General features: G+C 66.9%; 16 protein-coding genes. 9 read left to right on the plus strand and 7 right to left on the minus strand.

Translation table 11 applies throughout. The annotated features are described in order from the left end of the window. Positions 1–3: 3 nt before the first annotated feature. Positions 4–522, plus strand: a complete 519-nt coding sequence (locus ABFT43_RS03385) for a TIGR04338 family metallohydrolase (RefSeq protein ID WP_040526898.1) — start codon at positions 4–6, stop codon at positions 520–522. A gap of 132 nt (positions 523–654) precedes the next feature. Here ABFT43_RS03385 and ABFT43_RS03390 read toward each other — a convergent pair whose 3' ends face one another. The 3 genes from ABFT43_RS03390 to ABFT43_RS03400 form a co-directional block, all read right to left on the minus strand. Then, complete coding sequence (locus tag ABFT43_RS03390; RefSeq protein ID WP_168700185.1) at positions 655–2277, minus strand: purine-cytosine permease family protein; 1623 nt, start codon at positions 2275–2277, stop codon at positions 655–657. A 117-nt stretch (positions 2278–2394) separates the two neighbouring features. Next, a complete protein-coding gene (locus ABFT43_RS03395; RefSeq protein WP_347958968.1) occupies positions 2395–4407 on the minus strand; it encodes a hydantoinase B/oxoprolinase family protein in 2013 nt (670 codons plus the stop codon). A 33-nt stretch (positions 4408–4440) separates the two neighbouring features. Further along, positions 4441–6492: a hydantoinase/oxoprolinase family protein gene (locus ABFT43_RS03400; RefSeq protein ID WP_347958969.1), complete on the minus strand. Its 2052-nt coding sequence runs from the start codon at positions 6490–6492 to the stop codon at positions 4441–4443. Positions 6493–6810: 318 nt separating this feature from the next. On the opposite strand from ABFT43_RS03400, the gene ABFT43_RS03405 reads away from it, so the two are divergent. Continuing rightward, positions 6811–8340 (plus strand): helix-turn-helix domain-containing protein, encoded by a 1530-nt coding sequence (locus ABFT43_RS03405; RefSeq protein ID WP_347958970.1) that lies wholly within the window; start codon positions 6811–6813, stop codon positions 8338–8340. Here the strand turns inward: ABFT43_RS03405 and ABFT43_RS03410 are convergent. The 4 genes from ABFT43_RS03410 to ABFT43_RS03425 form a co-directional block, all read right to left on the minus strand. After that, positions 8281–9399 carry a transporter substrate-binding protein gene (locus ABFT43_RS03410; protein ID WP_457590098.1) on the minus strand — a complete coding sequence of 373 codons (1119 nt, stop codon included), beginning with the start codon at positions 9397–9399 and terminating at the stop codon, positions 8281–8283. The two genes, ABFT43_RS03405 and ABFT43_RS03410, sit on opposite strands and share 60 nt — an antisense overlap. Before the next feature lie 150 nt (positions 9400–9549). Next, positions 9550–10836 (minus strand): oxygenase MpaB family protein, encoded by a 1287-nt coding sequence (locus ABFT43_RS03415; RefSeq protein WP_347958972.1) that lies wholly within the window; start codon positions 10834–10836, stop codon positions 9550–9552. Between the two features lie 157 nt (positions 10837–10993). Then, positions 10994–13036, minus strand: a complete 2043-nt coding sequence (locus ABFT43_RS03420) for a CocE/NonD family hydrolase (protein WP_347958973.1) — start codon at positions 13034–13036, stop codon at positions 10994–10996. A 219-nt stretch (positions 13037–13255) separates the two neighbouring features. Further along, positions 13256–14443: a glycoside hydrolase family 76 protein gene (locus ABFT43_RS03425; protein WP_347958974.1), complete on the minus strand. Its 1188-nt coding sequence runs from the start codon at positions 14441–14443 to the stop codon at positions 13256–13258. Between the two features lie 284 nt (positions 14444–14727). On the opposite strand from ABFT43_RS03425, the gene rplJ reads away from it, so the two are divergent. From rplJ to ABFT43_RS03460, 7 genes are all read left to right on the plus strand, one after another. Next, entirely contained in the window at positions 14728–15252 is a 525-nt protein-coding gene (gene rplJ / locus ABFT43_RS03430) for a 50S ribosomal protein L10 (RefSeq protein ID WP_347958975.1), read from the plus strand. Positions 15253–15336: 84 nt separating this feature from the next. Continuing rightward, complete coding sequence (gene rplL, locus ABFT43_RS03435) at positions 15337–15729, plus strand: 50S ribosomal protein L7/L12 (RefSeq protein WP_347958976.1); 393 nt, start codon at positions 15337–15339, stop codon at positions 15727–15729. 1021 nt (positions 15730–16750) lie between these two features. Beyond that, complete coding sequence (locus ABFT43_RS03440) at positions 16751–17953, plus strand: ABC transporter ATP-binding protein (protein WP_347958977.1); 1203 nt, start codon at positions 16751–16753, stop codon at positions 17951–17953. Positions 17954–17955: 2 nt separating this feature from the next. Then, positions 17956–18762, plus strand: coding sequence for an MlaE family ABC transporter permease (locus ABFT43_RS03445; protein ID WP_347958978.1), 807 nt, complete (start codon positions 17956–17958; stop codon positions 18760–18762). A gap of 56 nt (positions 18763–18818) precedes the next feature. Next, on the plus strand, positions 18819–19646 hold the full coding sequence (locus ABFT43_RS03450) for an MlaE family ABC transporter permease (protein WP_051997211.1): 828 nt from the start codon (positions 18819–18821) through the stop codon (positions 19644–19646). A 2-nt stretch (positions 19647–19648) separates the two neighbouring features. Next, positions 19649–20980, plus strand: coding sequence for an MCE family protein (locus tag ABFT43_RS03455; protein ID WP_279106034.1), 1332 nt, complete (start codon positions 19649–19651; stop codon positions 20978–20980). Further along, on the plus strand, positions 20977–22059 hold the full coding sequence (locus ABFT43_RS03460; protein ID WP_006900772.1) for an MCE family protein: 1083 nt from the start codon (positions 20977–20979) through the stop codon (positions 22057–22059). The genes ABFT43_RS03455 and ABFT43_RS03460 overlap by 4 nt, the downstream gene beginning before the upstream one ends. Positions 22060–22063 lie beyond the last annotated feature (4 nt).

A 22063-nucleotide genomic window follows, 5' to 3' on the forward strand; every position in this document is an offset into this window, starting at 1 on the left:
GCCGTGAGTCCCCGCGACACCGGCCGCGCCGCGTTCTACGACGCCGAGCGGCTGGTCCACCGGCTGTTCGACAACGCACCGTCATCGAGGACGGTGCAGCTCGCCGGTGCCGAGATCACGCTGCCCGCGGAAGCGCGCTTCGCGTCCATCGACGCCGTGCAGGACTACGTCCGGCGAGTGCTGGACCTGCCCGGCGTTCGCGAACGATTCCCGCGCGCCGCCGAACCGGTGTCGGTGCGGAAACGGCGTGGCCGACGACAGGCCCACTACGCGCGCAGGGTCCCGGTGTCCGGTGGGGGACCGGTGGAGGCCGAGATCGCGATTCCGTCGGACTCCGAGGGCCGGTGGGCATTGCGGGAACTCGTCGTGTTGCACGAGGTCGCGCATCACCTGGACGACACGGAGGGGCCGAGCCACGGTCGGGGTTTCGTGTTGACGCTGATCGAGCTCGTCGGGCTGGTGCTGGGCCCCGAGGCCGCGTTCGTGTACCGGGTCGTGTTGGCCGATTCGGGGATCGGCTGACGGTCGATACTGGCTGACGGTCGACATTGGCTGACGGTCGATACTGACTGACGGTCGACATTGGCTGACGGTTCACGCGGACAGGCCGTCCCGGAGGACCCGGGACGGCCTGCTCACCGCTAGTGCCGGAGATCAGCTGGTGCGGTATGCAGCCGCCTCGCGATCGGCCGCCCGCTGGAAAGCGAGGTCATCGGAAGCGCAGGCGAGGCAGATCGGCGCGTGACCGGCCGCCGGGTCGCGATCCATTTCGTAGGCGATGTAGGCGTCGCCGCAGCGATGGCAGCGGACGCGCGCCTCCCACATGTCGTCGACCTCGTCGCGCGGGTCGTACGGCCGCTTCATGACGAACCAACCGTCGCGGTAGAACGCGAGGGCAACCGAATAGACGACGCCGGCGACGACGAAGGCGACCGGGGGTGCCCACAGCGCACCGGAGCCTTCGTCGACGAGGATGAGCAAGATGCCGATGGCCGACGCGATCCCCCATGCGCCCACGCCCGCTGGGTTGACTGCCGGAACCCGACCCGGTCGGAACTCGAGCGAGTCCGGGGCCAATTTGCGCAGTCGCATCCAGACGATGTGGGCGAGAGCGATCGCTACCCATCCGACGATGAGCACACCCTGGTACTGCAGCGAGGTGGTAATCCAGGACAGCACGTTGGTGAGCATCATCAGGTAGACGATGACCGCCACCACAGCGACCCAGAAGGTGCGCGGCATCGAAAACTTCAGCGTCCGGGCGAAGAAGTTCTGGAAGTTCGTCGAGGCGAGGTAGAAGTTGCCGCTGTTGACGCGGGTCTGGCTCACCAGCACCCACAGCAGGCCCCAGATGCCCATCATCCCGATCACGCCGAGAATGGCGGACTCCTCCGACAGTGGGCCGGCGATGGTGATGGTCTGAGCCAGGAACATGCCGACCGCCGCGTTGACGAGCAGGGTGACCACGTAGAACGGGGTGCCGAACGAGACGCGCGCATTGAAGGCCGCGTCTTGCGGCCGTCCGAACCGGGCGTAGTCCCAGGCCATCATGGTGACCACCCAGACGCCCATATAGATGACAAACGAGAACCACCAACCCGGGACGCCGATGTCGGCGGCGGTCTCCGGTTTGTAGGTCAGCCACTCGTTGCTGTAACCGTACTCGGCGATTGCCCACACGACCGATCCCACGAGTCCCAGCACGTACAGCGGCAGGAGCACGCCGTTGAGACGGTCGAGCCAGGTCGTCACACCGCGCCAGGCCAGCGGCGCCTGGTAGGCCACCACGACGAACGCCCAGAACGCCATCGGCAGTCCGCCGAAGTAGGCGTGCAGCGCGGATGCCACGATCGCACCCTCGGCGACCACGTAGTAGGCGATCGTGATGCCGAACAAAGCTGCGGCGAAGGCGGAGCCGGCGCGCCCGAACACCACGCGGGAGAACAGTGAGACGCTCGTGCCGGTCTGGTTGGCGAACTTCGCCGCCACCGAGTTGATGGCCCCGTAGGCCAGCACCGACAGGCCGATACCGATGAGGGCATCGGCCGCGCCCACCGACAGCGACACTGTGGCGCCGACGACCACGAAGAACATCGCGCTCATCAAACCGAACCAGGCCATCGACACCGACGACCGGGAGGTCCGCCACGACCGGGGCACGATGTGCAGCGAATAGTCCTCGGCCGCGGCGCGCGCGAGGACATGCGGGTCATCGGTGTGGGTCACCTCGAGGGCGGGCACGCCACCCGACTTCGAGGAGGAGATGTCAAGAGTCATGGAGATCGTTCCTTTTCGCAGACGTGAGGGATCCAGGGGCGGCGGGTGGGGGCGTCGTTGCCCACCACCCGCCGCTGGGTGTCGAGTAGGAGAGGTCGTACCGGCCGGGTCGGCGGCTCAGACTGTCGCGGTCTCGGAGACGCGTAGGGTGCCCGTGACATAGTCGACGTTCGGGTCGTCGGTCCAGTGCACGATGGTGCGTCGCTGCAACATCTCTCGGAATTGGCCCGTCGTCTTGGCCAGGACCTCGCCGCTGCCCCAGTCGAGGATCACCCCGAACTGACGTACGCAGTCCATCTCGTTGATCAGGCCGGCTCGGTACTCGTCAGAGACCTCGTGCGGGTCGCGTTCCATCCAGGACCGGCGGTGGGTGCGGATGTACTCACGCGCGGCGAGGGTCGCCTCGAGATCGACCTCGTACTCGAGGATCTCGGGATCGATCGCCTTGATGACGACGCCGTAGTCCTTCTCGGCGCGCTCGATGGTGACGTAGCCGTCGATGACGTCCTCGAGTACGGCGTCGATGTCTCGCTGCAACGGGTCACCGAGTCCGCCGCCGCCGGCCGAGGGGCGGGTGAAGACGTCGCCGGACCTGATCGGTTCGGCGGCGAAGATCGAGCCGAGATACCGCTCGTTCTCGGTCCCCTTGTTCAGCCACACCCCGTGCGGGATGGACGGCAGGCCGCCCCACAGGCCCCAGGTCACCGACCGTTCCCGGTCGCAGCAGTAGGACATCACGGTGTTGTCGCTCGCCCAGAGCTTTCCACCCTTTTCGGCGCCTAGGCCGCCGCGGTACTTGCCCGGACCACCCGAGTCGGGGACGAGGTCGTGGCAACTGGTCAGCACAGGCGCCAGGCGTTCCTGGCCCTCGAAAGGCTGTGTGCCGTACTGGACTCCGAACACCGCGGCCGAGGCGTTGTAGCCGTCGGCGCCGTTTCGGGCGCCCCAGCCGCCCATCATCCAGTCGTACCACATGAAGTTGGGGTTGCCCTCGCCACGCTGATCGCGGCCGCCGACGAGCAGGTACTCAAGGTTGAACGTGCACGCCATCGCGCGCTCGGGCTGGATATCGGACCAGATCTCAAAGACAGAGCTCATGATCTTCTCGAACGGACCTGAGCAGAAGCCTGCGCACGGTGAGGGCCAGTCGGCGTTGACGATCGAACCGAGCGGCCCTAGATCGGCGGTGACGACCCGGTAGAAGCCGGAATTCAGCGGGATGTCCGGGAACTGCATCTTGGTGCCGGCGACGATGCCGGCGAACGAACCGCCGAACCCGGCGTTGAGCATCGACGAGATCGAGGCGTGGGACTCGCTCAGATCATAGTGGACGGTGTCTCCGGAGATCGTCATGCGCGTCTTGATCGGGATGAGTCCTTCGCCCAGCGCCGGGTCCTGATCGATGTAGTCCTCGGTGTACCACACACCGTCGGGCAGGGCGGCGATCTTGGCCCGGGTGAGGTCCTCGACGTAGTCCTGGACCTCGGCCATCGCCGTCTTGACCGTATCGACGCCGTACTTGTCGCACAGACGCTGGATTTCGCGCTCAGCGACGCGAGTGGCCTCCGCCTGCGCCTGCATGTCGCCGATGACGTCGCGCGGGCTGCGGGTGTTCTTCGCGATGAGGTGGGCGACGTCCTCGAGGAACTGGTCCCTGCTCCACAGGCGGGTGGGCGGGATACGCAGCCCCTCGCCCATGTGGTCGAGCGCCTTGACGTTGAACGAACCGGGCGTCGCGCCGCCCACGTCGGCCCAGTGGCCGTTGGCCTGCGCGTAGCCGAGCAATTCACCGTGGTAGTAGATCGGGCGGATGATCCGGGTGTCGTTGAAGTGGCTGCCGCCTTCGTAGACGTCGTTGATGACGAAGACGTCGCCGGGATGGATGTCACCCTCGAACTGCCGGATGACGGCCTTGGCGGTGTAGTGCAGCGTGCCCACGTGGGCGGCGATGTCGCCGGTGCCCTGCATCACCGTGTTGCCCTCGGTGTCGCAGATCGCCGAGGAGAAGTCGCGCGAATAGATGACGAACGAGTAGCAGGTCCGCAGGATCTGCTCGGCCATCTGATCGACAGTGTTGATGAAGGCGTTCTTGAGCACCTCGAAGGTGACCGGGTCCAGAGTGGTTGCCATGACGTGGTTTTCCTTGTCTGTCGGAGAGGGTGTTCATTCAGCCGCAGTGAGCAGGAGGTTGCCCCACTCGTCCACCCGGGCCGTGGTGGCCGGCGGTACGACGGTCGTCGAATCGAGCTGGTCGACGATGCACGGGCCGTTCAGCACCGCACCGGGGGGCAGAGTTGCCCGGTCGTAGACGGGGGTGGCGAGCCGAGCCTGCTCGTCGGGGAAGAGCACCTGCCGCACCTCGAGCGGGTGCGGCTCGAAGTCCGCGGGATCGATGAGCTCGGCCGGGGTGGCATCCATCCGCGGCGTCAGGCCGATGGCGCGCAGGGAGATCCGGTAGATCTCGACCCCGGAGTCCTCTGAGGAGAAGTTGTGCTCCTTGAGGTGGGCGGCGTGGAAGGACGCGACCACCTCGTCGAGATCGCTCAGCGGCATGGAGACCGGGACCGAGATGGCGCGCCACTGGCCTTTGTAGCGCATGTCGAGGTAGCACTCGAAGAGCATGTCGTCGGGATCGACGTGCTCGGCGGTCAGCCGAGCGCGCCCCTCCTCCCGGAGTTCGGCGAACGTCGCAGTGAGGTGATCGAGGTCGGCGTTGTCGGTGTCGGCCAGATACATCCGTGTGATGTCGTGCTGGATGTCGACGAGCATGCAGCCCATCGCCGAGGTGACGCCGGGATGCGGGGGGATGATGACCGTCGGGATTCCGAGGTCCTTCGCGAGATAGGCGGCGTGCAGCGGGCCTGCGCCGCCGAAGCCGACCAGAGCGAAGTCGCGAGGGTCGTGTCCCTTGCGGATGGAGATCAGCCGGATCGCGTCGGCCATGTTGGCGTTGGCGACCTTGATGATCGACTGCGCGGCGGTCTCGACATCGAGTCCCAGCGGTTCGGCGATCTTGGCCACCGCCGCCCGCGCCAGTGACTCGTCGAGCTCCTTGACACCACCGGCCAGTTTCTTGCCGACGGTGCCCAAGATCAGGTTGGCGTCTGTGTTGGTCGCGAGCTCGCCGGCACCGCCGTAGCATGCCGGACCCGGATCGGAACCGGCCGACTGCGGGCCGTTTCGCAGCGATCCTGCGTCGTCGAGCCAGGCGATCGATCCGCCGCCGGCGCCGATGGTCAGCACCTCGATGCTCGGGAAGCAAATGGGGTGGCCGAACGAGACACTCCACATGTTGGTCGTAGCCAGCACCCCGTTGTCGGTGAGCGACACGTCGGTGGAGGTGCCGCCCATGTCGAAGCCGATGGAGTTCTCGAAGCCGCAGGTGCGCGCGATGTGCCGGCTGGCGATCGCCCCGGCGGCAATGCCGGAGGCCGCGAGTCGGGCACCGTACCGCTCGGCCATCGCCGGGGTCATCACGCCGCCGCCGGAGTGCAGCAGCAGCACGTCGTTGTCGTAACCGGCCTCGGCGAGCCGGCCCTCGAGAGTGCGTGCGTAGGGGCCGATGATCGGGATGAGCGCGGCATTGGTGACCGTGGTGGAGAACCGCTCGTACTCGAAGATCTCTGGCAGGACGTCGCTCGACGTGGTGATCGAGACGCCGGGCAGTTCCTCGGCAAGGATCTCGGCCATCCGGCTCTCGTGTACCGGGTTGGTGAAGGAGTTGACGAAACAAACTGCGACGGTTTCGATCTCGCGGCGACGCAGGACGCGGGCGACCTCGCGGGCGCCGTCCTCGTCAAGCGGTTCGAGGACTGAGCCGTCGTAGCCGATGCGTTCGCGCACAGTCAGGCGGTGACGCCTCGGGACCACCGGCGGGGCGACCTCCTGGTAGGGATCCCATGACTCGCGGTCGCCGCGCCGGATCTCGATGACGTCGCGGAAGCCATCGGTGGTTACCAATGCCACCTTGGGGAACCGGCGGGTGATCAGCGCGTTGGTGGCGATGGTGGTGCCGTGCGAGAAGAACTCGACGTCCTCCCAGCCCACCCCGGTCTGCTCCATGCCGGCGAGCACGCCGTCGATCGGGTTGTTCTGGGTGGGGTACTTCGCGGTGCGGATGGTCCCGTCGGGTTGCTGGACGAAGACGTCGGTGAACGTGCCGCCGATGTCGACGGCGGTCCGGAACTTTCCGCTCGGGCTGATGGCTTCGGTCATATGGACACCTCGTTGGTAGGCGGTGCGGGGACGCCACTACGAAACGCCGTGCGGCGGAAGCAGACAATTGGCTCAGTTGCCAGGCCGGTGCGGTCCGGCCTTGGACCCCGGCACGCCCCGGTGGCCACCGGGGCGGCGCGACCAGGGCAAACGCGGAACTGGGGGCCGGTAACGGGGTTGTGTCCGAAATGGATACGAAACGTTTTGTCACACAACGGAAACCTCGTTGCGGCGATCGGTCGAATGGGCGATCTGTCGAGTGGAGGGATCTGCCGGGTGCGTCGATAATCGAGGGGCCACGACACACGGGAGGTCCGGATGCCGACGGTGGGTGAGGTCGCCGACCGGCTCGGTCTGCTGCCGTTGACGCCCGGCCCCGCCGAGCGCACCCGCCGCCAGGAGGTCACCGGGGTCGCCGAGTGTGCGTCGGCCGCGCCGGAGGTGAAGGCCGGCAACCTGGTCTGTATGCGCGAGATGGGCTGGCGGGCGGCGGGCGCACCAGGTGCGTTCGTCGCCGCGATCCGCAGGCGTGGAGTGTGCGCCGTGGTGGTCGACACTGATGATCGTTGTCTGACAGCGGAGTTCGTCTCGGCATGTGTGCAGCAGGGCGTGCCGATCTACATGCTGCCCAAGGGGTGCCGGTTCGACGACATCCGGGCACTGTTCGACGAGGCCCAGCCGCAGGCTGTCGAGGAGTCCGACCCGGACCCGGTTACCGTGATCGCCGACCTGCTCGACTCGTTCCGCCGCAGGTCCTCGATCTTCGGGGCGGTGGTCCTCGACGGAGCGGTCCTCGTGGCGCCGTCACAGGAGCCCGATCTGGGACTGTTGGCCAAGACGGTCGCCCTTCCGGCGGCGGCCATGCATGCGATCCCGGGAATCGCTGCGGCGCTGAACATCACCCTGCCCCGGTCGAAGGCCGCGCTGGCGCTGTCGAATCCGGAGCGGCGGCCGCTGGAGCCGGCCCGGGTGCGCAAACTGGTCCACGACCTCGACGCCGCGACGTACGTCCTGAAGGCCCAGCGGCTGATGCGTAGGCCGCTAGAGGCGGTGCTGGTGCGCGAGCTGCTCGAGGCCCGGCTGCCGGCCTCCGCGATGGAGCCGTGGGTCGAGTCGTTCGGATACGTGTCCGGCGACCGCGTGCACTCGGTTGCGGTAATCGTCGACGAGCAGGCGGCCATCACACCGTCCCGGGTCGTCGAGGCCCTACACGACCTGGGTGCCGCCGCCGGGTTGTCGACGATCGCGGCCGCGTACGGGTCGTCGGCCTATGCCCTGGTCAAAACGGGAACCGAGAAGGAACCGCAGGCGCCGTCGCGCGGTGACTTCGGCCGGCAGATGAAGGTCTTCGAGGAACTCTTCGTCGCGCGTCATCCCGGTCTGGCGGTAGGCGGCAGTTCCTACCTCATCCGCGGTAGCGACGATCTCATGAGAGGCCTGATCAACGCCCGTCAGATGGCCGAGCGGCGGTCCCGGTCCCGCGACGCTGGGTCGGTCGGAGTGGTCCTGCCGGTCCCCTTCGCGGCCACCCTTCTCGCCGGCGATCCCGAACGCGCCCGGGCGCTTCACCGGTCGCTGCTCGGACCCGTTGCCGCATACGACCGGGAGAAGGACACGAACTACGTGTCCACGCTGCAGACTTTCTTCGCCCTCGACTGCAGCTCGGGCGCGACCGCCAACGAGCTCGGCATCCACATCAACACGCTGCGCTATCGGCTGTCGCGGATCGAGAAACTGACCGGCCGGGGCCTGCAGACGATGGCCGACCGGACCGACTACTACCTCGCGCTATGTCTCGGCGAGGCGGCCCGAGGCCGGGTCGACCGCGGCGGGGAAGTCGCTCCCTGACCACCAGGGATCAGGCAGCCGCGCGTCGAACTCCCGGATGACGGAGTATCGGCCGTGCTCGGCACGGCCGATGTAGGCCGGATGCGCGCTGTAGTGGTTGGCGCGGAAGAAGAACGGCGCCCCCTCGGGGCTGTCGTCGAAGCGGATCCCGATCAGCGCGCGCGACAGGTCGTCGTGGTCGAGCGATCCCGCCGTCTCCGCCGCGAGCGCGAGGGCGTGCACCGCGTTGAACGCGCCGACCTGGACCGCGTGACTCCAGACCTGTCCGCGGACCTCGAGCAGCTGCCGCCGGTAGTCGGCGTTCACGCCCGAGGACAGGCCGGAAAAGTAGGTCGCGACCATGTAGTGTCCGTCGCTCACCTCGGTGGGCATGTGGGCGAGATCGAGTTCGGTGGTGACCGTCGCGGCGATGGGCGTGGTCTCGGCGGTGAATCCCGCGAGATGGTACTGGGTGTAGAACGCGGTGGTCGAGTCGGTACTTACCAGGTTGGAAATGACGACCGAGGGCTGCTTGGCCGCGATGTCATCGATGATCGCCTCGAACCGGGTCTCGCCGATCGGACTGTATCGATCGCCCACCACCTCGATCCCGAGCCGCCCGGCGAGCCGGCGGATCGCCTCGGACAGCACCCGCGGATAGATGTAGTCCGATCCGACCACGTACACACGCCGGCCTAGCGTGTCGGCGATCCACGCGAGGTAGTCGGCGATGTACTGATTCGGGGCCGCACCGCAGTAGAAGATGCGGGGATCGGTCTCCTCACCCTCGAAGTAGGTGGGGTACATGAGCAGGGTCGAGTTGGAGTGGATCGCCGGTATCAGGGCCAACCGGGCGGCCGAAGTGTACCCGCCGACGATGGCGTCGACGTTCTCGACCCGGCACAGGTGGTCCACGCCGCGCGCAGTCGAGGAGACCTCGGACTGGTCGTCGTAGATCGCGACCTCGATAGCGCAGCCCAGAACGCCTCCGCGGGCATTGATCTGATGCACGGCCAGCATTGCGCCGTCGAGGATCGACTGCTCCATCTCGGCCTGGACACCCGACAGTGAGTAGAGCATCCCGAGTTTCACGTCGGTTCCCCATTGACACGGTCGGTCTGCATGGGTGCCACTATGCCAGCTACGGCCTCGGCCTGCTGTGGTGCGTTTCGCCACGGTGCCGGACGTGCCGCCGCCGGACCAGATCGGTGCCGGAGGCTGCGTTCGCGGTCAGTGCCCGGTGATCTCCTTCGCCGAATGCCCGATCGTCACGTCGTCGCCCGACATAATCCGCATGAACTCGCGCTGTTCGGCCATCCCGCGGATCGCGGCGCGCTCGCGCCCGCCGGGCCGCAACGCGGCGACCGATCGGACGAGGTTGATCGGCAACCGCATCAGCGGATACCACGGGAACACGAACGGCAACCCCAGCGTCCGCATCGCCTTCGGCCCCAGGAAACCGCTGGTGACCGAGAGATGCTGCGACCGTGCGATCTTGCGACGCAGCGTCGGGAACCGCCGGTAGTTCCACTGGTATGTGTCGTCGCCCATCGGGATCGACAGCCGGCGCGTGGTCTCGTCGGGTGTGGAGAGCACGTACGACGTGTGGTACAGCACGCGGATCGCGTCGCGGAAGTCGCGCGGCAGGAACTCGTCATCGACGCCGAGCAGCCAGCCGGTGTACCGGGTCAGGTGTGCGACGGCGTCATATTCGCTGGGGCGGTAGACGATTCCCATCATGATCGCACCGACGCTGGGCGACACCAGCGCTCCGACGAGCGTCGCGGCCATGTCGGTCTGGTTGATCGGCAGACCCCACTTGTCGGAATCCCAGTCGTCCATCTGTGCGACGTGGCGCCGCACGATGGCGTGGATCAGCCGCACCCGCAATGTCGACTTGTATCCGATTCCCTGTGGGCGCAAACCGTTTTCGGTGATCACGTCGGTGGCCCACCGGGTGGTCTCGGCGAACCGCCGGTTGGAACCCTTCTCCAGGGCTCCGGTCCGCAGCAGGGTCTGGTTGAAGCCGGAGAACTGGTAGCCGCCGAGCAGCGCGACGTCACGCGCGATGTACAGGCCGTCGGCGCCGCCGCTGCGCATGACGCGGGCGCCCTCCTCGATGATCTCGCGGTTCACCCAGCCCGGGACCCTCTCGTAGATCTCGAAGAACTCGCGCAGCGGGGCCGGCGCGTCGGGGATCGACGCGATGCCGTTCTCCAGAGCCCGTTCGAAGAGCGGGCGCGCCGACTTCATGCCCACCGAGTACATCCACTCGACCAGGCGGTCGGCGTCCTCGTCGCCGACGTTGAGCAACTCGCCGAGGTGCCTGAACAGTTCCCGGTTCGGTTTCCGCAGGCCGAGCATCGGGCCGACGAGGCGCAGCCCGATCGGAATCTCGCAGAGACGGTCCGGGTGGCGCTGGGGGATCTTCGGCGCAGGGGACCTCGGCGCGGTGGGCTCATCTGATGCGGCGGTTGCCGTCCGCGACGTCGCGGCGGCGAGCGGTGACGTGGTCATCGGACGGACTCCGATCGTTCTGGGCGTCTGACCCGGTTTCTGGCTACACCTGTTACCAAAAACGTTAGGCCCATGGATGGTCGCTGTCAATGAGACGATTGAAGCATACCGTCCCAAAGGGCAGGTCGGCGCCGCCCGGAGGTCGAGGTCGCCGAGGTCAGACGCTGATCTGCTCCACCGCGAAGCTCAGTCCCTCGCCGGCGAGCAGGGTCAGGTAGCTGGGGTGCTCGGGATCGAGGACCAGGCGCTGCTCGCGGCGGCCACGCGCCTTGATGAGGTCCGGAACCACCGTCAGATACCGCGGCGTGCTCCCTGCGTAGACGTCGACGCGGAGCCGGTGACCTGGTTGCAGCACGGCGTCGGTGGGCACCAGGTCGACGTCGATGCGGATCGGCTCGTCGGCGGGGACCGGCAACTTCCGCTTGCGCGACAGGTAGTGGTGCGCAGACAGGAGGCTGCCGTCGGAGGCGTAGACCGACCTGCTCCGGTCCAGCGCCCGGTTCGACGCCGAGAGAGCGCCGTTGGTCAGCACGGTCGACGTCCCGTCGGGCGCGACGTCGTTGACGGTGACCGCCCAGATCGCCTCGTGCGCATGGGTCGCCACGTTGAGGCGTAGGTTCATCGCGCCGCTGATCGGGGTCGCCACCGACACCGGGGGAGTGGTGAACGACAGCGCGCCGTGCTCCTGGAACCGCGCGTCCTTCGACCAGTCGCCGCCCAGGACCAGGGTCGCGCCTGCGGTCACCTGCGTCATGTCCCGGGACCGCAGGCCGCGGTTGTCCGGGCGGACGTGCAGCGACGAAACCCCCTGCGCAGGAGACGGTCTGAGGGACCCGTCGTGGACGGCGTGGTCGGCGGTCGACGACGGTTCGGGCGTCAGGTACAGCCGGGTCGGCTCGACACCGGGCCGTGGGAAGCTCTGGCCCGACGTCCACTGGCCGCCCTGTTGGCGCATGGTGACCGGACCGTAGTACTCGATGCCGTTGCGATGGCCTTTGAGCCAGCGGTCGAACCAGGCGCGCTCGAGGACGTCGAGCCGCGGCGGTGCGGCGTGCCCGCCGAAACCGGAACCCACGTCGAGGTGATAGCCGTCGCCGACGATCATCTGCTTGCGGCCCGGTTCCATCTGCAGGCGTTCGTAGACGCCGGTGGCGCTGCGGCCGAACAGGTCATGCCACGCGCCGACGGTGAAGGTCGGCGCCTCGATCCGCGACACGACCGGGTCGCGCACATCGAAGTACGGGTCGTCGAAGATGCGCGGGTCCCGCGCGGTGAGGAAACCCCAGAGGAGGGAGGGGATCTCCGTGGCCGGCGACTTGATCCGGTCGATCGCCCAGCGCAGTGCGTCGCCGCGGAGGATGTCGCGGAGGACGTTGGCGGGGTTCGGCACCCACTTGAGCGCGTTCACCGCGCTCAGCCATACCGGGATGAACGCCGACGGCATGCCGCCGGTGATGTAGATGTCGCGCACGATGTCGTCACAGCCCTCGACCGCGAACACCGCCTTCAGCTGGGGCGGGCGCTTGTCCGCGGCCTGCAGCGAGTTGATCGCCGAATACGACCACCCCGCCAGGCCCACCGTGCCGTCGCACCACTCCTGTTCGCTGACCCAGTCGATGATCTCGACCGAATCCTGCTGCTCGCGCGGGCCCAGGATCTCCCACTTGCCGTGGCTCGCACCGGTTCCGCGGACGTCGACGACGACCTGCACGTAACCGCTGCGCACCAGGTTCCGGTTGATGCCGAAGACGTCGAAGACCCCGCCGGACAGTGTCTTGGTGAGCGTGGTGAGGCCCTCGAGGGCGGTGCCCGACGCGTCGATCGACCGCGATGCGTTGTGCAGCGCCTTGCCGATCACCGGGGCGTGCAGGGTCTGGTCGATGAAGTCGATCGCGGCGCGGTTGTACGGGTTGATGTTGATGATCGCCGGATACGGCGTCAGCACCGTCTGTCCGAAGCGGTTCGCCGGGCGGATCACGGTGGCCTTCAGGACGACCCCGTCGCTCATCCGGATCGATACGTCGCGGTCGATGTTCACGCGGGGGTAGAGCTGCTTGCCGTCGACCTGTTCGCGCCAGCGGATGCCGTCGGCGCCGCCCGTGGGATCGCCGAGGGGGAGCGTGCCGAAGTGGGGTGCGTCGATCGCGCGGCGCGACCGAACCGGGCGAGGCCGTTCCGCCGGATCCAGCTGGTACGTCATGGTGCATACCCCTGCCTGGGGTGAGATGCCGCGCCGCGGTACCGATGGTCGTGATGGCCGGGTGGACACCGACACCCCGTCGTGTCGGTCGTGAGTTCCCATGTCCTACATCGCCAGAAGAGCCCGATGTGGTACACATCACTCACTCGTTCGCTGAAGGATAACTCAGCGCGTGTGTCGGATGGCTAACCGGGCGGCGTCGGTTCGGCCATCAGAGGTCTACGGCCGGTCACGTTCTGGTAGCGCGAGGTCGATCGCGGCCGCCGCCTCGAGGACCATCCACGCCGACAACTGCACGGACAGGTCCCGCTCCGGGATCTCCGACGGGTTGACCGCACCCCCGACGAACTGCGCTTTCGTGCCCTTGTTGCGCGGGATGGCCGCCTTGGCACGCCAGTCGCTGGAGAACACCACCGACCCCCCGGTCTCGGTCCGGTTGGACCACGCGGCGTCGGCGCTCGAGATCACGATCCGTGCAGCCCGCGATCGCAATTCATCCGAACCGTCGACCTCGGGGAGGTCGGTCGCGAGCAGTGCGAGGTAGCGGGCCAGGATGCCGTGGAAGAGGCCGCCGTCACCACCGCCGCCGCCCCGGATGACCCCGTCGACGCAGGAGTGCTTCTCGACGGCGGTGAGCAACCGGGCGAGCCGGTCGAGATGACGCCGGTCGCCGGTGCCGCGGAAGGCCTCGAGCTCGGCGCCGAGGACGACGCCCTGACAATAGGTGTACGTACCGGTCTCCGGTGTCAGCGAACCGTCGGGCTGCCGGCGAAGGCCGTCGATGACGAGATGCGTCTTCGGGTCGATGAGGTTGGCGTCCATCCAGTCGCACATCGCGACCGCGCGGTCGAGGTGTCCGGTGCGTGCCAGCAGGATCGCGGCCGGCCCGTTCGCGGGGGCGTTGAAGAAGCGGTCCATCGTGCGCCACGGGATGCCGCCGCCCTCCTCGGGCACCCAGGCGTCGAGCATGCGGCGGGTGAGGACCTCCAGCCCGCGCCGGTGGGACAGGTCCAGGTGCCGGTCGGCGCGTTCGATCGCCAGCCCCAGCCAGGCCATGTCGTCGTAGTAGTTGTTCGTCCACCTGCCGCCGTTGCGGACCCGGATGCCCCGGAGGAGTCGGTTGACGTCGTCGGCGACCTCGGGGTCGAAGCTGCGGTCGCCGTACCCCGATCCGCCAGGACGGTGGATCGCCGCGTCGACGAGCAGATCGACGAGGTGCGCATGCCACCAGTAGTGCCAGGATCCGAAGCGTGCCTGCAGGAACCCGATGGGCCAGGCCACCGCGGCGGCGCGGGTTGCGGGCAACCAGAACGCGCGTTGCAGGTGACGCGCGGTGATCGCGTCCATCGCGACCTGCGCGCGCTCGTTGGGGTCGTGTACGGCCGGCGATTTGGAATGTTCCCCCACGACCACGTAGCCTAGTCCTCGATGTGATGCACACCCGTGTGTCGTATCGGTTCAACCAGAGACCGTCGGTCGTCGGGATTTCCCGAACGAAGGCGCGACGCAGGTCGCCGGCCCACGCAGGATGAACGAGGAATGTACTTACCACGCCCTTTGGGTGTGCGTGTGTTCACGCCCCGTGCCTGTGTGCCGGGGCGTTCGTCGTTTCACGCGCCTTTGATCGCCTCCACGGCCCGTCGCTCAGTTGAACCCGACCAACTCATAGTGACGAGGAGAGGAGGCGAAGTATGGCCAAGCCCGAAAAGGTCACCGCTGTTGCGGAGATCGCGGAGCAGTTCAAGGGCTCCACGGCGGCAGTCATCACGGAATACCGTGGTCTGACTGTCCCGCAGATCTCTGAGCTGCGACGTTCCCTCGGTGAGGGTGCAACCTACTCCGTCGCCAAGAACACCCTGGTGAAGCGTGCCGCTGCTGAGGCGGGCGTGGAAGGGCTCGACGAGCTGTTCACCGGTCCGACCGCCATCGCCTTCATCGAGGGTGAGCCGGTCGTGGCCGCAAAGGCGATCAAGAACTTCGCCAAGGACAACAAGGCTCTGGTCATCAAGGGCGGGTACATGGACGGCAAGCCGCTGTCCGTGGCCGAGATCGAGCAGATCGCCGACCTTGAGACCCGTGAGGTCTTGCTGGCCAAGCTCGCCGGTGCCATGAAGGGCAACTTGGCAAAGGCCGCCGGCCTGTTCAACCAGCCGGCATCGCAGGTCGCGCGTCTCGCTGCGGCCCTGCAGGACAAGAAGAACGAAGCCGGCGAGTAATTCGCCGCACCCACAGCTATCCCCGAACCGTACGGGGATGTGAAACCAACCCCCGTACGGGGACTGACAGGAAGGACGCCGATCATGGCGAAGCTCACCGCTGACGAGCTCATCGAGCAGTTCAAGGAACTGACCCTGCTGGAGCTCAGCGAGTTCGTGAAGAAGTTCGAAGAGGTCTTCGAGGTCACCGCGGCCGCTCCGGTCGCCGTTGCCGCTGCCGGTGCTCCGGCTGCTGCCGGTGGCGCCGACGCCGCTGCCGAGCAGGACGAGTTCGACGTCGTGCTCGAGTCGGCCGGCGACAAGAAGATCCAGGTCATCAAGGTCGTCCGCGAGGTCGTCTCGGGCCTGGGCCTGAAGGAGGCCAAGGACCTCGTCGAGTCGGCTCCGAAGCCGCTGCTCGAGAAGGTCAGCAAGGAAGACGCCGAGGCTGCCAAGGCCAAGCTCGAAGAGGCCGGCGCCAAGATCACCCTCAAGTAAGACTCTCTTACTTCTCGCGAGCCCGGGACGGCGTTGCTGTCCCGGGCTCGTTGGTGTCCGGGGGTCTTCTTGCCGCCGGATTCGGCCGACAGACGCTCTCGATCGCCGATGAAACCGAATCGGCCCGTGGCTGCGTCATCGGCCCGTGGCTGCGTCCAAGCCATCACGTCCAAGCCATCACGTCCGAGCCATCACGTCCGAGCGTCATCTCGAGTTCCCCACGGAGATTCCCGACCGACGGATACGGGCACGTATTCCGCGAGGCGACACACTGCGGCTGGGCGCCGCCGACGACGTCGTGAGTCCAACGGTGCGGCAAGGGCGGCTGACGAAGGCCGGCCCCCGGTGTGGTTCGCGGCCACACCCGTCCTGGAGGGCGCCGAGAACGCAGCGCGCCTGCATCGGGGTCGTTCCCACGCCGCTTCCACGTCCGGTCGCGACCGCGGTGTCTCGACGCTCGGCCGCTTCGGGTGTCTCGATGGATGCCTACACGCAGGTGTTCGCGCTCGGTCGATGTGGCCGTGGCGGGTGATCTCGGGCTATCGCTGGTCGTGTTCGACGCCGCGCTGCGGAGGGCGCGGACGCGGCCTCGATGCCCCGGCTCGTCGAGGATCGGGAGTGCGGAACATCGCCATCGGCCGCCGCCTGCAGTCGCTCGCCGATGCCCGGTCGGAGAGCGTGGACGAGTGACGCAGCCGCGTCCGCGACACCGCTCCGGAGCGGCGACTCCGATCGATGTCGGCTGCGTGAAATGAGGTCCTTCGAAGTGACCTGGGACTCTGCGTCCGTCGTCACAGGGGAGTGCTGCCCCCGACTTTCCTCACCAGAAATCATCCGCTAATGTTCTCGACGCAACGGAGGTTACCGACTGGTAGCTTCCGTGCCCGCCAACGCTGTGTGAAGCCGGTCGCGTTGTGGGGGGTCGCCGTTCGGTTACAGTGACCCCAACCACAAATGCAACCGGTTGGTGTGCGGACACACCGTGGCCGCATTCGGGGGCAGCGATCGTCTGGAGGAAGTTGTGGGTGTTGAGGTCAGTGTCGAGGGGCTCACCAAGTCTTTCGGCTCGCAGAACATCTGGCGCGATGTCACGTTGACCCTGCCGGAGGGTGAGGTGTCGGCGCTGCTGGGTCCGTCGGGTACCGGTAAGTCGGTGTTCCTGAAGACCCTGATCGGTCTGCTGCATCCGGAGCAGGGGTCGGTGATCATCGACGGCACCGACATCACCAAGTGCTCGGCCAAGGAACTGTACGAGATCCGCAAGCTGTTCGGTGTTCTCTTCCAGGACGGTGCGCTGTTCGGCTCGATGAGCCTGTACGACAACATCGCGTTCCCGCTTCGTGAGCACACGAAGAAGAAGGAACACGAGATCCGCGACATCGTGATGGAGAAGATCGATCTGGTCGGTCTGACCGGTGCGGAGGACAAGCTCCCCGGTGAGATCTCCGGTGGTATGCGCAAGCGTGCCGGCCTGGCGCGCGCGTTGGTGCTGGATCCGCAGATCATCCTGTGTGACGAGCCGGACTCGGGTCTGGATCCCGTTCGTACTGCGTATATCTCGCAGTTGTTGATCGACATCAATGCGCAGATCGACGCGACGATCCTGATCGTGACGCACAACATCAACATCGCGCGGACGATCCCGGACAACATCGGCATGCTGTTCCGCAAGGAGCTGGTGATGTTCGGTCCACGTGAGCAGTTGCTGACCTCGGAGCAGCCGGTGGTCAAGCAGTTCCTGGCCGGTGACCGGTTCGGTCCGATCGGTATGTCCGAGGAGAAGGACGAGGCGGTCCAGAAGCAGGAAGAGGCGATGCAGGCCGCGGGTATCTCCGGTGGTGGTACCAAGGAGGACTTCACCGAGATCATTCCGCAGGTGCAGCCGAATCCGGGTATGCCCGAGCGCAAGGCGGTCAAGCGGCACCGTGAGCGTGTGATGGCGATGCTGCACACCCTTCCCCCGCAGGCGCAGGAGGCGATCCTGCGCAGCATGGAAGAGGAAGACCGAATCCGCGCCGAGAGCGACGCCCACGCCAACAACATGGCCGCCGCAGGCAACGAGTGGACCACCGCCCCGACCGGCAATGTCGCGGTCGCGGAGGCCAAGACAGACGTGATCGACTACGCGGGCAACGACGCGCCCACCGAGCAGTGGCAGACTCCGGACCCGCTGACCAAGCACAGTCATCGTGCGGCTGACGGCAACGAAGGGCGGACAACCTAAGGATGACAAGTGCCACCACGCGTGGCGTCGACCGAATCGCGAAAGCCGGTTCCGGTGCCCTCGCACAGACCGGCAATATCGTTCAGCTGTTCGTCGATGTTGCACGCCAGACCTTTGTGCGCCCGTTTCAGTGGCGGGAGTTCATCCAGCAGGCGTGGTTCATCGCCAGTGTGACGATCCTGCCCACGGCGCTTATCGCGATTCCGTTCGGCGCGATCGTGTCGCTGCAGACGGGTTCGCTCATCAAGCAGCTCGGCGCCGAGTCGTACACCGGTGCGGCGAGCGTGCTGGTCGTCATCCAGCAGGGCTCGCCCCTGGTGACGTCGCTGCTCATCGCGGGTGCGGCCGGTTCGGCGGTGGCCGCCGACCTCGGTTCGCGCACCATCCGCGAGGAGATCGACGCCATGGAGGTGCTGGGCATCAACCCGATCCAGCGCCTGGTCGTGCCCCGCGTGCTGGCCATGGTCCTCGTCGCGATGCTGCTCAACGGCCTCGTCGCGGTCATCGGCATCGGTGGTGGCTACTTCTTCAACGTCGTGGTGCAGGGCGGCACCCCGGGCGCCTACCTCGCGTCCTTCGGCGCCCTGGCCCAGCTGCCCGACCTGTACGTCTCGACCCTCAAGGCAGCGGTCTTCGGTGTCCTCGCGGGCGTCGTGGCGGCCTACAAGGGCCTCAATCCCAAGGGCGGGCCGAAGGGTGTGGGTGACGCGGTCAACCAGAGCGTCGTCATCACCTTCCTGCTGCTGTTCCTCGCAAACCTGATCATCACGGCGGTCTACCTGCAGGTCGTCCCGCCGAAGGGGAGCTAGACGTGACCGAACCCGGCGGCGGCGTGACGATCGCCAAGAGCAGGCCCGAGTACTACATGTACGAGGCCCGCAAGCAGCTCGGAAAGCCGTTGAAGGTGCTCGACGGCGCCGGCGAGCAGATGTCGTTCTACGGACGCACGCTCGCGTGGATGCCGAAGACGCTGGTGCACTACACCCGCGAGGTGCTGCGTCTCCTCGCCGAGGTGGCGTTCGGCTCCGGTGGCCTCGCTGTCATCGGCGGCACCATCGGCGTGATGGTGCTGATGTCCGGCTTCACCGGCGTCGTCGTCGGCCTGCAGGGCTATGCGGCCCTCGACCAGATCGGTTCGCAGGCCCTCACCGGCTTCCTGTCGGCGTATGTCAACACCCGTGAGGTCGCTCCGCTCGTCGCGGGCCTCGCCCTGTCGGCGACCGTCGGTTGCGGCTTCACCGCGCAGCTCGGCGCCATGCGCATCTCCGAGGAGATCGACGCGCTGGAGACGATGGCCGTGCCGTCGATCCCGTTCCTGGTGTCCACGCGCGTCATCGCCGGCTTCATCGCCGTCATCCCGCTGTACGTCCTGGGCCTGCTGTCGGCGTACCTCGCCTCCCGCGTGGTCACGACCGTGTTCAACGGCCAGTCCGGCGGCTCCTACGATCACTACTTCAATCTGTTCCTGCCGCCGGTCGACGTGCTGTGGTCGTTCGGCAAGGTGCTGGTATTCGCCTTCGTGATCATCCTGGTGCACTGCTACTACGGCTTCTACGCGTCGGGCGGACCCGCGGGCGTGGGCGTGGCCGTGGGTCACGCGGTCCGGGCTGCTCTGGTCCTGATCGCGGTCCTCGACTTCTTCCTGGGCCTCGCGATCTGGGGCACCACCACGACCGTGAGAGTGGGAGGTTAGCGATGGAGGTGCTGCGCCGACGACTGCTCGGCCTGGTGTTCTTCGTCGTGGTCGCGCTCTTCCTGACGGCCACCATCACGAAGTTCAACAAGACATTCCAGGACTTCACCGACGTCACCCTGATCACCGATTCGACGGGCAACGCGCTTCCGGCCAACGCCGACGTCAAGGCGCGCGGCATGGTCGTCGGTGAGGTGCGCGACGTGAAGCCTGCGCCCGACGGGTCCGTCGAGGTCGTGCTCGGCCTCGACCCCGACAAGGCGAAGGAACTGTCGGCGAAGACGACCGCGCGCATCCTGCCGAAGACCCTCTTCGGCGAGCGCTACGTCGCACTCCAGGTGCCCGAGGACAACAACGGCCCGACGCTGCACGACGGCTCGACCATCGAGACCGACCGCAGCGGCAACGCGCTCGAGGTCCAGCAGTTGTTCGACAAGCTGCTCCCGGTCCTCGAGGCGATCCCGCCGCAGGACCTCAACTCGACGTTGACCGCGCTGTCGCAGGCGCTGTCGGGCCGCGGTGAGCAGCTCGGCGTCACACTCGAAGAGCTCGACAAGATCTTCGGCGAGATCAACGAGAACATGCCCGACCTCGAGGGCACGCTCGAAGGACTCGCGACGTTCTCGCAGACCTACTCGCAGGCACTGCCGGACGTCATCGACGCGCTCGACTCGTTCCGCACCACCTCGAACACCTTCGTCGAGCGGCAGGGCGATCTCCGGACGCTCATCTCGACGCTCGGAGTGGCCTCCGACGACGCCACACGCTGGCTGCGGCAGAACCGCACCGACCTGATCGACCTGTTCGTCGACTCCGAAGAACTGCTCGTCGGACTCGCCAAGCAGTCGCCGACCTTCGTGTGCACGTTCCGCAACTTCGCGGGCCTCATCCCGGAGTCGCGCGTCATCGTCGGCGAGGGCACCAAGAACCCGGGTGTGCGAGTGAACCTGCAGTTCGTCAACCCCCGTGGCCGCTATCTACCGAACCAGGACGAACCACGCTTCATGGACCTCGATCCTCCCGCCGTGTGCTACGAGCCCGCGACCAACGGCCGCCCGTTCCCGCAGTACCCGGGCGGCGGTCTCGCCGACGGCAGCTACCAGCCGCCGTCACGCAACCCGGGTCCGCGCAACGTCAAGCAGCTGCCGCAGCCGCAGTTCAGCGGCGTCCCGGCCGGCACGGTGAAACCGAACCCGTTCGATGACCCCGACTACCGCAAGCAGTTGCAGGTGATCTACGGCGCGACCACCGGTCAGGCGCCGGAGGAGGTGCCCACCTGGGTCACCATGATCGCCGGCGGCGCGCTGCAGGGAGCGAAGGTCGACATCAAATGAAGTCGATCGCCGCACCCCTGACGAAGCTCATCATCTTCGCGGTCGTCACGGTCGTCACCACCAGCCTGCTCGCGATCACCATCGCGAACGCCGGCGGCGACGGTGACGCGAAGTTCAAGGCCGTCTTCGACGACGCGACCCTGCTCAACCCGGGCGACGACGTGCGCATCGCCGGCGTCCGCGTGGGCCAGGTCGACAGCGTCGAGGTCTACGACCGGAACAAGGCGATGGTGACGTTCAACGTCGACCGCGACCGCCTGCCGGATGGCACCCAGCTCTACATCCGCTACCGCAACCTGACCGGCCTGCGGTACCTCGCGCTCGAGCGCGGGGCCGGCGACCCGTCGAAGACAGTCCCCCAGGGCCACACCTTCGGCCTCGGTGACGACGACACCTCGACGCACCCGCCGGTGAACCTGACCGCGCTGTTCAACGGGTTCCGGCCGCTGTTCCAGCAGCTGTCGGCCGACGACGTGAACAAGCTGGCCGAACAGATCATGAAGGTCTTCGACGGGCAGGGCGGTTCCATCACCCGGCTGGTCAGCGACACCGCGGACCTGACCAACGCGATCGCCGACAAGGACAAGGTCATCGGCGAGCTCATCGGCAACCTGACCAAGGTCCTCGACACCGTCAACCGCAACGACGAGCAGTTCACCAGTCTTCTCGACAACACCGAGAAGCTCGTGACCGGACTTGCGGCACAACGCGGTTCGGTGGGCTCGGCGATCAGCTCGGTGTCGAATCTGACCTCGGTGACCGCGAACATCCTGGGTCAGACCCGACCGTCGATCCAGGGCGACATCGCCGGACTGAAGTCGCTCGCCGACGAGATCAACAAGCGCAACGACGACATCGAGGAGACCCTGACCAATCTCCCGGTGAAGCTGCAGAAGGTCGGACGGGCCGCCACCTTCGGCTCCTGGTTCCAGTTCTACCTGTGCGGCATCGACGTCGTCGCCGGCAACGGCAAGTCTCCGCTGCTGACCCAGCCGCTGGTCCCGTTGCCCGATATCAACCATGTCCTGTACACCAGCGCGGCGACCCGCTGCTGGGCCGACGAGAAGCCAGGGGGGTGACCCA

This window comes from Gordonia aurantiaca, from assembly GCF_039939235.1.
Taxonomy (GTDB): Bacteria; Actinomycetota; Actinomycetes; order Mycobacteriales; family Mycobacteriaceae; genus Gordonia.

What these genes read in the sequence shown, in the direction of transcription:
- ABFT43_RS03390 (WP_168700185.1), bottom strand. Translation starts at nt 2,277, where the DNA reads ATGACTCTTGACATCTCCTCCTCGAAGTCGGGTGGCGTGCCCGCCCTC.
- ABFT43_RS03395 (WP_347958968.1), bottom strand. Translation starts at nt 4,407, where the DNA reads ATGGCAACCACTCTGGACCCGGTCACCTTCGAGGTGCTCAAGAACGCC.
- ABFT43_RS03400 (WP_347958969.1), bottom strand. Translation starts at nt 6,492, where the DNA reads ATGACCGAAGCCATCAGCCCGAGCGGAAAGTTCCGGACCGCCGTCGAC.
- ABFT43_RS03405 (WP_347958970.1), top strand. Translation starts at nt 6,811, where the DNA reads ATGCCGACGGTGGGTGAGGTCGCCGACCGGCTCGGTCTGCTGCCGTTG.
- ABFT43_RS03410 (WP_457590098.1), bottom strand. Translation starts at nt 9,399, where the DNA reads ATGCTCTACTCACTGTCGGGTGTCCAGGCCGAGATGGAGCAGTCGATC.
- ABFT43_RS03415 (WP_347958972.1), bottom strand. Translation starts at nt 10,836, where the DNA reads ATGACCACGTCACCGCTCGCCGCCGCGACGTCGCGGACGGCAACCGCC.
- ABFT43_RS03420 (WP_347958973.1), bottom strand. Translation starts at nt 13,036, where the DNA reads ATGACGTACCAGCTGGATCCGGCGGAACGGCCTCGCCCGGTTCGGTCG.
- rplJ (WP_347958975.1), top strand. Translation starts at nt 14,728, where the DNA reads ATGGCCAAGCCCGAAAAGGTCACCGCTGTTGCGGAGATCGCGGAGCAG.
- rplL (WP_347958976.1), top strand. Translation starts at nt 15,337, where the DNA reads ATGGCGAAGCTCACCGCTGACGAGCTCATCGAGCAGTTCAAGGAACTG.
- ABFT43_RS03445 (WP_347958978.1), top strand. Translation starts at nt 17,956, where the DNA reads ATGACAAGTGCCACCACGCGTGGCGTCGACCGAATCGCGAAAGCCGGT.
- ABFT43_RS03450 (WP_051997211.1), top strand. Translation starts at nt 18,819, where the DNA reads ATGTACGAGGCCCGCAAGCAGCTCGGAAAGCCGTTGAAGGTGCTCGAC.
- ABFT43_RS03455 (WP_279106034.1), top strand. Translation starts at nt 19,649, where the DNA reads ATGGAGGTGCTGCGCCGACGACTGCTCGGCCTGGTGTTCTTCGTCGTG.
- ABFT43_RS03460 (WP_006900772.1), top strand. Translation starts at nt 20,977, where the DNA reads ATGAAGTCGATCGCCGCACCCCTGACGAAGCTCATCATCTTCGCGGTC.